The sequence below is a fragment of the Rahnella sp. CFA14(1/10) genome (assembly GCF_004195095.1).
GTDB lineage: Bacteria > Pseudomonadota > Gammaproteobacteria > Enterobacterales > Enterobacteriaceae > Rahnella > Rahnella perminowiae.
This window is the reverse complement of record NZ_SEWS01000001.1, coordinates 582,956-597,014: the sequence shown is the minus strand read 5'-3', so window position 1 is coordinate 597,014 and position 14,059 is coordinate 582,956. Positions and strand designations below refer to the sequence as shown.

The following is a 14,059-nucleotide window of genomic DNA, read 5'->3' as shown; positions in this document are numbered from 1 at the left end:
CAACAGTTCCCCTGTGCCGACAATGGAAAGTTTGTCATACTCGTCATGATCTGAAGTCATGGCTATGCGATGTGCCTAACGAGGTAACTGTGAGTTTTTCTCCTGAATTGCCGTATCTGAATTTACCTTCGCTCAATGTGTTGAAAACCTTTGCTGTGGTGGCGCAGACGCTCAATCTGACGCATGCGGCATCGTTGTTGCATATTACACAAGGCGCGGTCAGCCGCCAGATTACCGGGCTTGAGGCCACGCTGGGTTATCCGTTGTTTTTACGTCAGGCCCGCGGGCTGACGCTGACCCCGCGCGGGGCACAGCTGTTGCCGCCGGTACAACAGGCGCTGGCGCTGATGGGCGAAGCCCTGAAACGTGTCGGTTCGCACCCGGATACGTTACGCATTAAATGCCCGACCTGTTCCATGCGCTGGTTGCTGCCGCGGGTGATTCAGTTGCAAAACGACAGGCCCGATATGCAGATCGAGCTGACGGCTTCCATTGCCCACGGCGTGGATTTCAGCAACGAGCATTTTGATGCCGCCGTGGTGTTCGGGCGTCAGCCGGAATCACAGCGCCGCGCGCATCATCTGTTTGACGAAGTACTGACGCCGGTGTGTACCCCGGATTTCCTGTCGCGTCATGAAGGGAAAACGGAAGTGGCGGATCTGGCCGATAAAACGTTGCTTCACCCGACGCGGGATCGTCGCGACTGGTTGTTGTGGCTGCGTGAGGAAGGCGTGCAGGGGCTGCCTTCGGCGAAATCGCAGCATTTTGATACGCTGGATCTGGCGATCAACTCGGCATTACAGGGCTATGGTGTTGCGATAGGTGATCTGACATTAATTGAAGATGATTTGCAGGCGGGAAGGGTGATTGCGCCGTTCCCGCTGTGTGTGGCAAGCGGGGCATCGTATACGCTGTTGTATCCGGAAAACCCGACACCCGCGCTGAAAGTTGCCATTGATTTTCTTAATGAAGAAGCGCGGCTCAGCCGGGAAAAACTGAGCGCGCTGTTGTCCACCTCGCACCGGTTAGTCAGTACAGGTTAATCAGTACAGTGTGGTCAGGGCGCTGGCGATGGCACCGGTCAGTTTGCTCAGTTCTTCAGGTGAAATGATGTACGGTGGCATCAGATAAATCAGTTTACCGAACGGACGTATCCACACTCCCTGCCCGACGAAATGCTTCTGCAACCGCGCCATGTCTACCGGCTGGCGCATTTCCACCACACCTATTGCTCCGAGCACCCGTACGTCAGCAACGGCCGGATGCTCTGCCAGTGGCCGCAACCCGGCATTCAGCTGCTTTTCAATGTTCAGTACCTGTGCCTGCCAGCGGTTTTCCGCCAATAAATGCAGACTGGCGTTGGCGACCGCGCAGGCCAGCGGATTGCCCATAAAGGTCGGGCCATGCATGAAACATCCGGCCTCGCCGTCGCTGATCACCTGCGCCACATGGCGGGTGGTAAGCGTGGCGGAGAGTGTCATATAGCCGCCGGTCAGCGCTTTACCGAGGCAGAGAATATCCGGTGAAATCCCGGCGTGATCGCAGGCAAACAGCTTACCGGTGCGGCCAAAACCGGTGGCAATTTCATCAGCAATCAGCAACACGCCGTATTCATCGCATAACTTACGTACGCGGTTGAGATACCGCGGGTGATAAATCCGCATTCCGCCCGCGCCCTGAACCACCGGTTCTAAAATGACTGCCGCAATTTTGGGGTGATTCTCGTCCAGCATGTTGGCAAACGGCGCGATATCCGCCTCATTCCATTCACCGTCAAAACGGCTCTGCGGCGCATCGGCAAAAAGATGCTGTGGCAGATAACCCTGATACAAACTGTGCATCGAATTTTGCGGATCACAGACCGACATCGCGCCAAAGGTGTCGCCGTGATAACCATTGCGCAGGGTCAGCAAGGTCTGCCGTTTTTCGCCGCGCGCCTGCCAGTATTGCATCGCCATTTTCAGCGCCACTTCAACGGCCACCGAACCGGAATCTGCCAGAAATACACATTCAAGACCCGCAGGCGTCATCTCTACCAGACGACGGGATAACGCAATCGCCGGCGGGTGAGTCATCCCGCCAAACATGACATGTGACATTTTTCCGATTTGTGCGATGGCCGCCTGATTGAGCTGCGGATGGTTGTAGCCGTGGATCGCTGCCCACCATGACGACATACCGTCCACCAGCTGGCGGCCATCAGCCAGTTGTAACATCACGCCGGATGCGGATTCGACCGGATACGCGGGCAGCGGTTTGGTCATAGACGTATACGGGTGCCAGATGTGGCGCTGGTCGAATTCAATATCGGCGGGTGTCATAAACGAGTCCTGCTGAGGGTAAGTTGTAAACCAAAAAATAATTTTAACGTTGACGGTAAACCAAAACAAATTAAAAATGGTTTACGGATTATGAAAACATCAAGCCCAAAATCATTCTGATTGCATCTAGGCAGCCTGAAGGATGAAGGGGTAACAGATTATTATTTGGAGAAGTCATCAATGACTACCCGCACCCACTGGACGCTGGAAAAAACCCAGGCCCTGTTCGATAAGCCATTCCTTGAGCTGATGTTCGAGGCGCAGCAAATCCACCGTCAGCATTTCGATCCGCGTCAGGTTCAGGTCAGTACCTTGCTGTCGATCAAAACCGGTGCCTGTCCGGAAGACTGTAAATATTGCCCGCAGAGTTCCCGTTACAAAACCGGGCTGGAGTCTGAACGTCTGATGCAAGTCGAGCAGGTGCTCGAATCTGCCCGTCAGGCGAAAGCCGCCGGTTCGACCCGGTTCTGCATGGGCGCGGCGTGGAAAAACCCGCATGACCGCGACATGCCCTACCTTGAACAAATGGTGCAGGGTGTGAAAGAGATGGGCATGGAAACCTGCATGACCCTCGGCACGCTGAACACCACGCAGGCACAGCGGCTGGCGCACGCCGGGCTGGATTTCTACAACCATAACCTTGATACCTCGCCGGAATTTTACGGCAGCATCATTACCACCCGCAGCTATCAGGAACGTCTGGACACACTGGCGGAAGTGCGCGGCGCGGGCATTAAAGTGTGCTCCGGCGGGATTGTCGGTTTGGGCGAAACCGTGAAAGATCGCGCCGGTTTACTGATGCAGCTGGCGAACCTGCCGGTGCCACCGGAAAGCGTGCCGATCAATATGCTGGTGAAAGTGAAAGGCACGCCGCTGGCTGATAACGACGATGTGGATCCGTTTGATTTCATCCGCACCATCGCGGTGGCGCGCATCATGATGCCGCAGTCTTATGTGCGTTTGTCCGCCGGTCGTGAGCAGATGAGCGAGCAGACCCAGGCAATGTGCTTTATGGCCGGTGCCAACTCCATCTTCTACGGCTGTAAACTGCTGACCACGCCAAACCCGGCGGAAGACAAAGACTTAATTCTGTTCGGCAAACTGGGGCTTAACCCGCAGGCATTCGAAACAGAAATGGGCGATAACCAGCAGCAGGCCGCGCTGGCTGAACAGCTGGTTCATGCGGATACCGACCAGTTTTACAACGCCGCCGTATAACCGATGAGCTGGCAAACGCGGATTAACGAAGCGGTAGCCGCGCGTAAACAGGCAGCGGCATTTCGCGTACGGCAGCCAAACCGGGGCGGCAGCGCACGCTTCCTGACGCAGGGCGAACGGCGTTATCTGAACTTTTCAGGTAACGATTACCTGGGCCTGAGTCAGGACGCAGACGTGATTGCCGCGTGGCAGCAGGGCGCGCAGAGATATGGTGTCGGCAGCGGCGGTTCCGGCCACGTCACCGGTTACAGCGATGCGCATGCAGAGTTTGAGCAACAGCTGGCCGGCTGGCAGGGATATCCGCGTGCGTTGCTGTTTATCTCCGGTTTTGCGGCAAATCAGGCGGTTCTCGCGGCGCTGATGCAAAGCGATGATCGCGTGCTGGCTGACAAACTCAGCCATGCGTCTTTGCTGGAAGCCGCAGCGCATGCACCTTCGCTGTTGCGCCGTTTTCATCACAATCAGCCGGATTCCCTGCAACGCCTGTTAGAAAAACCGGTAACCGGTGAAACGCTGGTGGTGACCGAAGGCGTATTCAGCATGGACGGCGACATGGCACCGCTGGCTGATCTGCAGCATTTATGCCAGGCACACGGCAGCTGGCTGATGGTCGATGACGCACACGGCGTGGGTGTTACCGGTGAACAAGGGCGGGGCAGTTGCTGGCAGCAGGGCATCAGGCCGGAACTGCTGGTGGTCACCTTCGGAAAAGCTTTCGGCTGCAGCGGCGCGGCGGTGCTGTGTGATGATGCTACTGCCGATTATTTGTTGCAGTTCGCCCGCCATCTGATTTACAGCACATCGATGCCGGCAGCGCAGGTGTGTGCGTTACAGGCGTCACTGGCACGAGTCCGGCAGGATGACGGCTTGCGTGATAAACTGGCGGCCAATATTGCGCGTTTTCGCGCGGGTGCCGCCGGTTTGCCCTATCAGCTCACCGGTTCGCAAACGGCGATCCAGCCGGTGATTGTGGGTGAAAATCAGCCCGCGCTGGATCTGGCTTCGGCGCTTCGCGGGCGCGGGTTATGGGTCAGTGCCATCCGTCCACCGACGGTGCCACCGGGCAGTGCGCGGCTGCGCATTACCCTGACGGCGGCGCATGAGCCGGAAGATATCGATTTTTTGCTGGAGTCCCTTTATGGGTGCAGTCACTGAATTAGTGAACAAACAAGCGGTGGCCGATGCGTTCAGTCGCGCCGCCATCAGCTATGAAAACGCCGCGCAGTTGCAGCGTGATGTGGGTGAGGAATTGCTGGCGCTGGCAGCGCCGTATCTGAAAGATTCCGGCAAGATTGTCGTCGATGCCGGTTGCGGCACCGGCCACTTCAGCCGGTACTGGCGCGCGCAGGGCAAAAATGTCATTGCGCTGGATCTCTCCGAAGGCATGCTGAACCGTGCGCGTGAACTGGATTCAGCCGATGAATATATCCCTGGGGACATCGAACGTCTGCCGTTTGCCGACAATTCTGTCGACATCTGCTTTAGCAATCTGGCCGTGCAGTGGTGCAACGCACTGCCGCGCGCGCTGGAAGAAATGCACCGGGTCACCCGCAACGGCGGGCTGGTACTGTTTTCTACCCTGGCAGAAGGTTCGCTCAATGAACTGGCTGCGGCCTGGATGAAGGTCGATGGCCGGCGTCACGTCAATCAGTTCCTGACGCCGGACAAAATCGCTGAAGCCTGTGCGCCGTATCGTCATGAAGTGACGTTCAGCGATCACGTTGCCCGATTTCCTGATGTCATGTCACTGCTTCGTTCGCTGAAAGGCATCGGCGCGACGCACATCAAGAACGGCCGGCTCGGCGGCCTGGGTGGCAGGGAACGTCTGCAATTACTGGACAAACACTATGCCCGCCGCGACGGCATCCTGCCGCTCAACTACCGGCTGGTCTACGGCATTTTGCAGGTCGAAGAACTGATCCCTCGCTGATCGACTCCTCCCCTTCGCAGGGGAGGGAGCCAACCAACACCAGACTTTTATTAAAATAAATCATGAAAAAATACTTTATTACCGGCACCGACACTGAAGTCGGTAAAACCGTGGCGACCACTGCTTTTTTACAGGCTGCTGCATGCGCCGGACACACAACCGCCGGTTATAAACCGGTGGCATCAGGCAGTGAAATGACCGGGGAAGGGCCTCGCAACAGTGATGCGCTGGCCTTGCAGGCTTACAGCACTGTCGGGCTGCGTTATGACGAAGTGAACCCGTGCACGTTTATCGAACCGACGTCACCTCATATCGTCAGCGAACTGGAAAACCGGCCGATTGATCCACAGGTGTTATCAGACGGGTTGCGTCATCTCGAACCGCTGGCGGACTGGGTGGTGGTGGAAGGCGCGGGCGGCTGGTACACGCCGCTGACGGCAGATTACACGTTTGCCGACTGGGCGGTGGCCGAACAATTGCCGGTAGTGTTAGTGGTAGGCATGCGGCTCGGTTGTATTAACCATGCCGTGCTGACGGCGCAGGCCATTGTACAAAGCGGCTTGCCTCTGGCAGGCTGGATAGCCAATGACATTCAGGAAACGGGGAAGCATCATCAGGCTTACAGAGAGACGCTCACGCGTATGCTGCCTGCGCCCCTGTTGGGCGAGATCCCGTACCTGACTCAGGGTTTGGACGTGAATTTAGGCCAATATCTGGATCTGGACCGCCTCACCCGCTGAGTCATCAGACGGTCAGATAATTTTTGACTAACGTATCGTCAAGCTGCGCCAGCGTGCCTTGCGCGATGTTTCGTCCGTCATCGACCAGACAGAAACGGTCCGCGACGCTGCGGATGAACGGCAATTTATGGCCGACCAGCAACAATGTCAGACCAAGATCACGGTTCAGGCGGTGAATAATATTACCCATATTCGCCGCCATCGATGCGCTGGTATGCTCGGTGGGTTCATCCAGAATCAGTAATTCAGGCTCCTGAACCAGTGCACGGCTGATTGCCAGTTGCTGCTGCTGGCTTTCATCAAGTTCACCGGCTTTGCGCGCTCCCATTTCCTTTAGTGTCGGAAAAAGGTCATACACTTCTTCCGGCACACGACGGGTCTTATTCCGGCTGGCCATCATAGCAATTTGCAGGTTTTCATCGACGCTCATCTGGGAGAAAATCTGCCGTCCTTGTGGCACGTAACCGATACCCATTTGCGCACGGCTTTCGACCGGCAAATTCAGAAGACTTTGCGGTTCTTCATCACGTGATTGCCAGGAAATTGCACCGCTTTTCACCGGAAGATGCCCCATGATGCAGTTCACCAGCGTGGTTTTTCCTACGCCATTTCGCCCGATCAGGCAGGTACATTGACCGCGGTACAGTTCGAGATTGATATCCCACAGAATATGTTTTTGCCCATAATACTGATTAACTGATTTTACACTTAACATCAGATCTCCCTCCCGCACGGAGCCTTCCGCTGAACTTCACTTTGACGGCCACTGTCATATTTCTGACATTTATGTTCCGCTATTGATGCCCCTGACAGAATTTAATCCCGTTTGTTGACGGACAATCTGACAGCATCAATGACAGATAAATATCCCTTAACCAGTCATAAATGGGGCTAAGAGAGGTTTCCCTACGTTAAAAATGATTCTGTACCCCAGAAAACAGGGAGATCTTCATTTTTTACGCCGGGGTGAAAAAAGCAGTTCTGGCTGCCTTAACCTTTTCATGCACAGACGTTGCAACTCTCAGGCCAAGTTTGTAAAAACGGCAGGGAAAAGGGGCGTTGCATGGGTGTTACCAGCCAGGCCCCTTACAATTTAGGATTATTCATTAGCGTTTCTGAGGTTTTGAGTTTTCCCCCGCAGGGTGCGGCATCAATGGAACTGCACTTTGCCAGTGCTGCCCTTACTGCTTTTGGTGCAACCTCATGGACAAACATGAGCAAAAAATCCTGTCGGGATGCACTTTTGGTTTTTGCAAGAAACATCAGCCTGACTCTCTAGGCAAAATAGGCATAAATAAGGAGATAAAAAAGATAAAAAATAACTAAAAAAGACCTCTCAGACCGGCAGGAGGCAAAATCCTGTTTTTTACCAACTCCCGCAGCGCGGGGCGTGCTGAGACTTATCCACTATTCCTGTGGATAACCTTGTGTATGAGAGTAAGAAAAGTTGCTACAGACGAGTCAGCATGCGGGTTCCGCTCAGTTTGCCCGTATTCGCAGCTTTTTAGTGATAATCTTTTTAATCAATGAGTTACCTAAAAGCAATACAGTCGTAATTCGTTCGTCATAGTTGTGTCAATCTTCGTCAGCCTGTGGTCAGAAAGCGGAAGGGGAAAGAATTTTGGGAAAAAATGTCACCTGATGGTGAGAGATCTCATCTTTCATATCCTAAAAAAGTGCAGCAGCGCCAGCAGGTTAAACGCAAACATTCTTTATCGGTTGGAAGCTGGTTTTATATACAGTATTATAGCGAAGGTAAAATCAGGGCTGGCAAAAATCGCGAAGTCTTTCATACTATTTTTCCGCAAACTGTTCACCCGTACAGCGCGCACGGCCCTATGCGTTCCCATTTCAGTCAGGTAGCCCGTCATGAGTAAAGTGTTCAAACTGCATTCCGAATTTAAACCGTCCGGCGATCAGCCAGAGGCGATACGCCGTCTGGAAGAAGGGCTGGAGAACGGGCTGGCGCACCAGACATTGCTCGGGGTCACCGGTTCGGGCAAAACCTTTACCGTGGCGAATGTGATTGCGGATCTGAACCGTCCGACGATGGTACTGGCCCCCAACAAAACGCTGGCCGCGCAGTTATACGGTGAGATGAAAGAATTCTTCCCGGAAAACGCCGTCGAATATTTCGTCTCTTACTATGACTATTATCAGCCAGAGGCGTATGTCCCAAGTTCAGATACTTTTATCGAAAAAGACGCCTCGGTGAACGAACACATCGAGCAGATGCGCCTTTCTGCCACCAAAGCTCTGCTCGAACGACGCGATGTCATTGTGGTGGCTTCTGTTTCAGCGATTTACGGTCTGGGCGATCCGGATTTGTACCTGAAAATGATGCTTCATCTGACCAAAGGGATGATTATCGATCAGCGTTCGATCCTGCGTCGTCTGGCAGAGCTGCAATATGCGCGCAACGATCAGGCTTTCCAGCGCAGTACTTTCCGCGTGCGTGGCGAAGTGATTGATGTGTTCCCGGCTGAATCGGATGATCTGGCGTTGCGCATTGAGCTGTTTGATCAGGAAGTTGAACGTCTTTCGCTGTTTGATCCGCTGACCGGCCAGGTGCAACATGAAGTGCCGCGTTTTACCATTTACCCTAAAACGCACTACGTAACCCCACGCGAACGTATTGTACAGGCGATGGAAGAAATCAAGGTCGAACTGGCGGATCGCCGCAAGGTGCTGCTTGCCAATAACAAACTGCTGGAAGAGCAACGTATCAGCCAGCGTACGCAGTTTGATCTCGAAATGATGAATGAGTTGGGTTATTGCTCCGGTATTGAAAACTACTCACGTTATCTGTCCGGCCGCGGGCCGGGCGAGCCGCCACCGACGTTGTTTGATTATCTTCCGGCTGACGGCCTGCTGATTGTCGATGAATCGCACGTCACCATTCCGCAAATCGGCGGTATGTACAAAGGCGACCGCTCTCGTAAAGAAACGCTGGTGGAATATGGTTTCCGTCTGCCTTCCGCGCTGGATAACCGCCCGATGCGTTTTGAGGAATTCGAAGCGCTGGCACCCCAAAGTATTTATGTCTCAGCCACGCCGGGGAAATACGAGCTGGAGAAGTCCGGTGACGATGTGGTCGATCAGGTGGTGCGTCCGACCGGTCTGCTGGATCCGATCATTGAAGTACGGCCGGTGACCACACAGGTGGATGACCTGTTATCGGAGATCCGTAAACGTGTCGCGATTAACGAGCGTGTGCTGGTCACCACGCTGACCAAACGTATGGCCGAGGATTTGACGGAGTATCTGGAAGAACACGGCGAGAAGGTGCGTTACCTGCACTCTGACATCGATACCGTTGAGCGTGTGGAAATTATCCGCGATTTGCGTCTGGGGGAATTTGACGTGCTGGTGGGGATCAACTTGCTGCGCGAAGGGCTGGATATGCCGGAAGTGTCGCTGGTGGCCATTCTGGATGCGGATAAAGAAGGCTTCCTGCGTTCTGAACGTTCACTCATCCAGACCATCGGCCGTGCAGCGCGTAACCTCAACGGTAAAGCGATTCTCTACGGTGATAAAATTACCCACTCGATGGCCCGTGCCATTGAAGAAACCGAACGTCGTCGCGCCAAACAGGAAGCGTATAACCTCGAAAACGGCATCACGCCGATGGGGCTGAATAAGAAGATCTCCGACATCCTGCAACTCGGTCAACCGAAGACCAAAAAGAACAAAGACAAACGCGATGCCGAAGCGGCGCAGACCTTCAAATCGCTTACGCCAAAAGCGCTGGAGCAGCGCATTAAAGAGCTGGAAAGCAAAATGTATGCGCACGCGCAAAATCTGGAGTTCGAAGAAGCGGCTAACACCCGTGACGAGCTGCATGCGTTGCGCGAGCAGTTTATTGCGATTTCGTAAAGCGGTCCCCAAATAAGTCGGGTGATTGAACGCAGCCAACCCACAGGCAATGTGAAGTATGTCGGGGATAAAAGTGATAGACTGCGCGGCCTGTAAATCATCACCCTGACATTTTAAAATGACGAGCGAGCCAATGACGGATACACCACAAAACCCTGGCGCAGCGAAAGATCCGCTGCACGGCGTCACGCTGGAAAAACTGCTGACAACACTGGTGGATAACTTTGGCTGGCCTGCGCTGGCCTCACAGGTCAATATCAATTGCTTCAAAAGTGACCCGAGTGTGAAATCCAGCCTGAAGTTCCTGCGCCGCACACCCTGGGCGCGTAAGGAAGTGGAAACCTTATATCTGGATTTTATCGAAGGCCATCTGCGCCCGGATTTGACCCGCAGCAAGCGCCGCACCCCCTTGTCTGCACAGGCGCCGCAAAAAACCAAAGTCAGTACCGCCGCACCTGCAGCCGACAGCCCCTGGAATAATCATCCGCTGGTGAAAAAGTAATTCAACGTGTTCTTGTGAGGAGAAAACTCGTGTCAGAGCAACGTGTTCTTATTGTGGTAGATATGCAAAACGGGGTATTTGCTTCGCCGCGTTATGACCGCAGCGGACGGGTCGAACAGATTAATCAACTGATAGCCCGGGCAGGGCGCGTCATCTTCATTCAACACGCTGAAGGCGAAATGACGGAAGGGAGTGAGTACTGGCAGGTATTGCCGGAGCTACATCTGCCGGAAGACGCACTTTCCGTGACTAAAACCGCCTGCGATTCTTTCTACCGCACTTCCCTGGATCATGTTCTGCAGGAAGAACTGAACGTAACCGGTTTTACTATCTGCGGTTGTGCGACGGACTATTGTGTAGATACCACCATCAAGGTTGCTGCCAGCAAAGGTTATGCCGTGACGGTCGCGTCGGATGCGCATACCACTGGCGATCGTACATATGTTTCAGCGCAGCAACTGATCGGGCAACATAATGAAGTCTGGCGTGAATTATCCGTGCCGGGCAATCCGGTAACGGTAAAAACGACGGCGGAAATTCTGGCCGACTGGTCATAAACTCTGTTTTCTGAGCCCAAAAAAGGCCGCTAAAGCGGCCTTTCGTGTTTGTGATTTCCGGAATCAGATCATTTTTTGCAGCGTCTCTTCAATCGCCATCCGCAACATGTCGCGGTCATGACGATAGGGCACATCACTGGCTTCGAGCGGGCTTTGAATAATCAGATGTTCAGCGGCGCTGCTGCCGATGTTGACTTTAGGCCCGACAATGGCGGCATCGGCGCGGCGGCCGATACGCTTCTCGATCATATCCAGTTTATCATCCAGCGTCAGCGAGGCGGCGGCGACACTCAGTTCTTTCCCCAGATTTCCGATATACACGATATGCGCCCGGCTGCGGCGCAGCGCGGCTGTCATATCATTCATCAGTAATAATGGCATCAGGCTGGTAAAGAAACTGCCCGGCCCGATCAGGATCAGATTGGCTTCGGCGATTGCCTGTAACGCTTCCCGGGTAGCGGGCACCTGGGGTTCCAGCAGCAATTCACGCGGTATTTGTGCCAGTTTATCGACGTTCACTTCGCCGTGGACATGTTCACCATTGGCATCAATCGCGGCCAGATCGGCGGGTTGTTCGGACATCGGGATCAGTTCTGCGTCAACTTTCAGCAGGCTGCGCACCAGATTGATCGCCTCAAGCGGGCGTACGGTGAGGTGATCCAGCGCACGCAGCATCAGATTGCCAAGATTATGGCCATCCAGTTCGCCCTGGCCGCTGAAACGGTATTCGAACATCGCCGATGCCAGGCTCGGTTCGGTGATCAACTGATTCAGGCAATTGCGCATGTCGCCCCAGGCGATGCCGCCAACGGAACGGCGGATACGGCCGGTTGAACCGCCGTTATCTGTGGTGGTGACAATGCCAGTCAGACGCGGGCCTAGCAGCGAAAGTGAAGACATCACCCGGCCCAGCCCGTGCCCTCCGCCTAACGCCACCACCCGGTCGAGGTCAGCTAATGTTCGATTGCGCATGGTTTTCCTTTCAAATGGGGAGCGGCGGGTTTACCTCGTTTTCCAGCGGCGGATTTTACCTAATATTGCAACAAGATGTTACCCCTTCTCGCCACTCTGAGAACATTAAAAACCCGGTGCTTTTGGCATTGAAAATGCTGCCTTTTGTCGTGAAATATCGTTATATATCAAAATACATAACGAAAAACCACCTTGGCGAACGGGACTTTGCGGCGTTAGAATATGCTCCGTTACCCCGTATTCATTATCGCTCCGCTACGGACCGGATGAATCAACTCCTAGCCCTGGTTCCTAAGTTGTTTTTCTGACGTCGTTCCCGCAGAAACAATATGGAGCCCTGGCCGTGACACTATGTCACCAGGGTGCACGGCAGAAATGCCCGCATCTCCCGTATTTGGAAAGGTGTTAAGGTGCTTCAACTTACTGATGCTTTTGCCCGCAAGTTTTATTACTTGCGGCTGTCGATCACTGATGTGTGCAATTTCCGTTGCACCTATTGTCTGCCGGATGGCTATAAGCCGCACGGACACAGCAATAAAAGTTTTCTCTCGCTCGATGAAATCCGTCGGGTCAGCCGTGCGTTCGCCAATCTGGGAACAGAAAAAGTGCGTCTGACCGGTGGAGAACCTTCGCTGCGCCGCGATTTCTGCGAAATCATTGCCGCAGTGCGCGAAAACCCCTCCATTAAAACTCTGGCAGTGACCACCAATGGTTACCGTATGGCGCGTGATATTGCGAAATGGCGCGACGCGGGTCTCACCAATATCAACGTCAGCGTTGACAGTCTCGATGCCCGCCAGTTTCATGCCATCACCGGGCAGGATAAATTCCGCGAGGTTATGGCTGGCATTGATGCTGCTTTTGACGCCGGTTTTAGCAAAGTAAAAGTCAATACCGTGCTGATGCGCGATGTGAATCATGCCAGTCTGAATACCTTCCTCGCGTGGATTAAAACCCGCCCGATCCAGTTACGTTTTATCGAACTGATGGAAACCGGCGACGGGGGTGACCTGTTCCGCAAACACCATATCTCCGGTGAAGTGCTGCGCGAACAGCTGGTGCATCAGGGCTGGCAGTTGCAGCTTCGCTCACGCAGCGACGGCCCCGCGCAGGTATTTAGCCATCCGGATTATCTGGGTGAAATTGGTCTGATCATGCCGTACGAAAAAGATTTCTGCGTCAGTTGCAACCGGCTGCGGGTATCGGCCATCGGCAATCTGCATTTATGTCTTTTCGGCGAGCAGGGTATTCCGCTGCGTGATTTATTAGCCGACGACATGCAGCAGGACGATCTGATGGATCGCATTCAGGGGGGCCTCAGTCGTAAAAAACAGACCCACTTCCTGCATGAAGGCAATACCGGGATCACCCAGAATCTGTCGTTTATCGGCGGCTGAATCCGGTAGTAATCGTTTAAGGAGCAAACTGATGAGCAAAGCCAGTAAAGCGTTTTTGCCGTTATCTGTGGCGATTATGACGGTGTCTGACCGTCGTACTGACGCGGAAGACACGTCCGGGCATTACCTGAAAGAAGCCGTCACCGAAGGCGGCCACCATGTCGTCGCACAGCAAATCGTCAAAGAAAACATTTACAGTATCCGTGCCGTGGTTTCCGCATGGATTGCAGATGAAAAAATCCAGGCGATTCTGATCAACGGAGGCACGGGTTTTAGTGCAGGCAACAATACGCCGGAAGCACTGAAGCCCTTGTTTGACCGTGAAATCGAAGGCTTCGGTGAGCTGTTCCGCATGGTGTCGTTTGAAGATATCGGTACCTCGACCATTCAGTCGCGCGCCATAGGTGGCATTGCCAACCAGACGGTGATTTTCGCCATGCCCGGTTCAACCCGCGCCTGCCAGACCGCCTGGGATAACATCATTGAAGCGCAGCTTGATGCCCGTCAGGGGCCGTGTAATTTCACTCCACATTTGAAGAAATAAGT

Annotated in this window: 15 protein-coding genes and 1 riboswitch; of the genes, 12 read left to right on the top strand and 3 right to left on the bottom strand. The window is 54.0% G+C overall.

The window, feature by feature from the left end; all coding sequences use genetic code 11:
• The first annotated feature begins 89 nt into the window (after window positions 1-89).
• Complete coding sequence (locus EVX52_RS02980) at window positions 90-1,043, top strand: LysR substrate-binding domain-containing protein (RefSeq protein WP_129951975.1); 954 nt, start codon at window positions 90-92, stop codon at window positions 1,041-1,043.
• Here the strand turns inward: EVX52_RS02980 and bioA are convergent, their stop codons facing one another.
• The gene (gene bioA, locus EVX52_RS02975) at window positions 1,044-2,321 is read right to left on the bottom strand and encodes an adenosylmethionine--8-amino-7-oxononanoate transaminase (RefSeq protein WP_129990556.1); all 1,278 of its coding nucleotides are present in this window, start codon (window positions 2,319-2,321) and stop codon (window positions 1,044-1,046) included.
• 180 nt (window positions 2,322-2,501) lie between these two features.
• On the opposite strand from bioA, the gene bioB reads away from it, so the two are divergent.
• The 4 genes from bioB (at window position 2,502) to bioD (ending at window position 6,209) form a co-directional block, all read left to right on the top strand.
• Window positions 2,502-3,539: a biotin synthase BioB gene (gene bioB, locus EVX52_RS02970; protein ID WP_129990555.1), complete on the top strand. Its 1,038-nt coding sequence runs from the start codon at window positions 2,502-2,504 to the stop codon at window positions 3,537-3,539.
• A gap of 3 nt (window positions 3,540-3,542) precedes the next feature.
• Entirely contained in the window at window positions 3,543-4,694 is a 1,152-nt protein-coding gene (gene bioF, locus EVX52_RS02965) for an 8-amino-7-oxononanoate synthase (RefSeq protein ID WP_129951972.1), read from the top strand.
• Complete coding sequence (bioC, locus tag EVX52_RS02960) at window positions 4,678-5,469, top strand: malonyl-ACP O-methyltransferase BioC (RefSeq protein WP_129951971.1); 792 nt, start codon at window positions 4,678-4,680, stop codon at window positions 5,467-5,469. Before bioF ends, bioC begins: the two co-directional genes overlap by 17 nt.
• Window positions 5,470-5,531: 62 nt before the next feature.
• Window positions 5,532-6,209: a dethiobiotin synthase gene (gene bioD / locus EVX52_RS02955; RefSeq protein ID WP_238483462.1), complete on the top strand. Its 678-nt coding sequence runs from the start codon at window positions 5,532-5,534 to the stop codon at window positions 6,207-6,209.
• 4 nt (window positions 6,210-6,213) lie between these two features.
• Here the strand turns inward: bioD and EVX52_RS02950 are convergent, their stop codons facing one another.
• Window positions 6,214-6,924, bottom strand: a complete 711-nt coding sequence (locus EVX52_RS02950; RefSeq protein ID WP_129951969.1) for an ABC transporter ATP-binding protein — start codon at window positions 6,922-6,924, stop codon at window positions 6,214-6,216.
• Window positions 6,925-7,272: 348 nt separating this feature from the next.
• Between EVX52_RS02950 and EVX52_RS02945 the strand changes: the two genes are divergently transcribed.
• The 4 genes from EVX52_RS02945 to EVX52_RS02930 all read left to right on the top strand — a co-directional run bounded on the left by EVX52_RS02945 (window position 7,273) and on the right by EVX52_RS02930 (window position 11,144).
• A complete protein-coding gene (locus tag EVX52_RS02945; RefSeq protein ID WP_129990554.1) occupies window positions 7,273-7,488 on the top strand; it encodes a hypothetical protein in 216 nt (71 codons plus the stop codon).
• A 590-nt stretch (window positions 7,489-8,078) separates the two neighbouring features.
• The gene (gene uvrB / locus EVX52_RS02940) at window positions 8,079-10,085 is read left to right on the top strand and encodes an excinuclease ABC subunit UvrB (protein WP_129951967.1); all 2,007 of its coding nucleotides are present in this window, start codon (window positions 8,079-8,081) and stop codon (window positions 10,083-10,085) included.
• A 133-nt stretch (window positions 10,086-10,218) separates the two neighbouring features.
• The gene (locus EVX52_RS02935; RefSeq protein ID WP_129990616.1) at window positions 10,219-10,587 is read left to right on the top strand and encodes a VF530 family DNA-binding protein; all 369 of its coding nucleotides are present in this window, start codon (window positions 10,219-10,221) and stop codon (window positions 10,585-10,587) included.
• 29 nt (window positions 10,588-10,616) lie between these two features.
• Complete coding sequence (locus EVX52_RS02930; RefSeq protein WP_129951966.1) at window positions 10,617-11,144, top strand: isochorismatase family protein; 528 nt, start codon at window positions 10,617-10,619, stop codon at window positions 11,142-11,144.
• 63 nt (window positions 11,145-11,207) lie between these two features.
• Here EVX52_RS02930 and yvcK read toward each other — a convergent pair whose 3' ends face one another.
• Complete coding sequence (gene yvcK / locus EVX52_RS02925) at window positions 11,208-12,116, bottom strand: uridine diphosphate-N-acetylglucosamine-binding protein YvcK (protein WP_129951965.1); 909 nt, start codon at window positions 12,114-12,116, stop codon at window positions 11,208-11,210.
• On the opposite strand from yvcK, the gene EVX52_RS25250 reads away from it, so the two are divergent.
• From EVX52_RS25250 to moaB, 3 genes are all read left to right on the top strand, one after another.
• A complete protein-coding gene (locus EVX52_RS25250; protein WP_165385158.1) occupies window positions 12,101-12,424 on the top strand; it encodes a hypothetical protein in 324 nt (107 codons plus the stop codon). The two genes, yvcK and EVX52_RS25250, sit on opposite strands and share 16 nt — an antisense overlap.
• Window positions 12,380-12,537, top strand: a riboswitch (molybdenum cofactor riboswitch). It overlaps the preceding gene by 45 nt.
• Window positions 12,527-13,513: a GTP 3',8-cyclase MoaA gene (gene moaA, locus EVX52_RS02920; protein ID WP_129951964.1), complete on the top strand. Its 987-nt coding sequence runs from the start codon at window positions 12,527-12,529 to the stop codon at window positions 13,511-13,513. It overlaps the preceding riboswitch by 11 nt.
• 31 nt (window positions 13,514-13,544) lie before the next feature.
• On the top strand, window positions 13,545-14,057 hold the full coding sequence (moaB, locus tag EVX52_RS02915; RefSeq protein ID WP_129951963.1) for a molybdenum cofactor biosynthesis protein B: 513 nt from the start codon (window positions 13,545-13,547) through the stop codon (window positions 14,055-14,057).
• Window positions 14,058-14,059 lie beyond the last annotated feature (2 nt).

Bases quoted from the DNA above. Each gene is read 5' to 3' on its own strand.
- bioA (WP_129990556.1), bottom strand. From the start codon at position 2,321: ATGACACCCGCCGATATTGAATTCGACCAGCGCCACATCTGGCACCCG.
- bioB (WP_129990555.1), top strand. From the start codon at position 2,502: ATGACTACCCGCACCCACTGGACGCTGGAAAAAACCCAGGCCCTGTTC.
- bioF (WP_129951972.1), top strand. From the start codon at position 3,543: ATGAGCTGGCAAACGCGGATTAACGAAGCGGTAGCCGCGCGTAAACAG.
- bioC (WP_129951971.1), top strand. From the start codon at position 4,678: ATGGGTGCAGTCACTGAATTAGTGAACAAACAAGCGGTGGCCGATGCG.
- bioD (WP_238483462.1), top strand. From the start codon at position 5,532: ATGAAAAAATACTTTATTACCGGCACCGACACTGAAGTCGGTAAAACC.
- EVX52_RS02950 (WP_129951969.1), bottom strand. From the start codon at position 6,924: ATGTTAAGTGTAAAATCAGTTAATCAGTATTATGGGCAAAAACATATT.
- EVX52_RS02945 (WP_129990554.1), top strand. From the start codon at position 7,273: ATGGGTGTTACCAGCCAGGCCCCTTACAATTTAGGATTATTCATTAGC.
- uvrB (WP_129951967.1), top strand. From the start codon at position 8,079: ATGAGTAAAGTGTTCAAACTGCATTCCGAATTTAAACCGTCCGGCGAT.
- EVX52_RS02935 (WP_129990616.1), top strand. From the start codon at position 10,219: ATGACGGATACACCACAAAACCCTGGCGCAGCGAAAGATCCGCTGCAC.
- EVX52_RS25250 (WP_165385158.1), top strand. From the start codon at position 12,101: ATGTTCGATTGCGCATGGTTTTCCTTTCAAATGGGGAGCGGCGGGTTT.
- yvcK (WP_129951965.1), bottom strand. From the start codon at position 12,116: ATGCGCAATCGAACATTAGCTGACCTCGACCGGGTGGTGGCGTTAGGC.
- moaB (WP_129951963.1), top strand. From the start codon at position 13,545: ATGAGCAAAGCCAGTAAAGCGTTTTTGCCGTTATCTGTGGCGATTATG.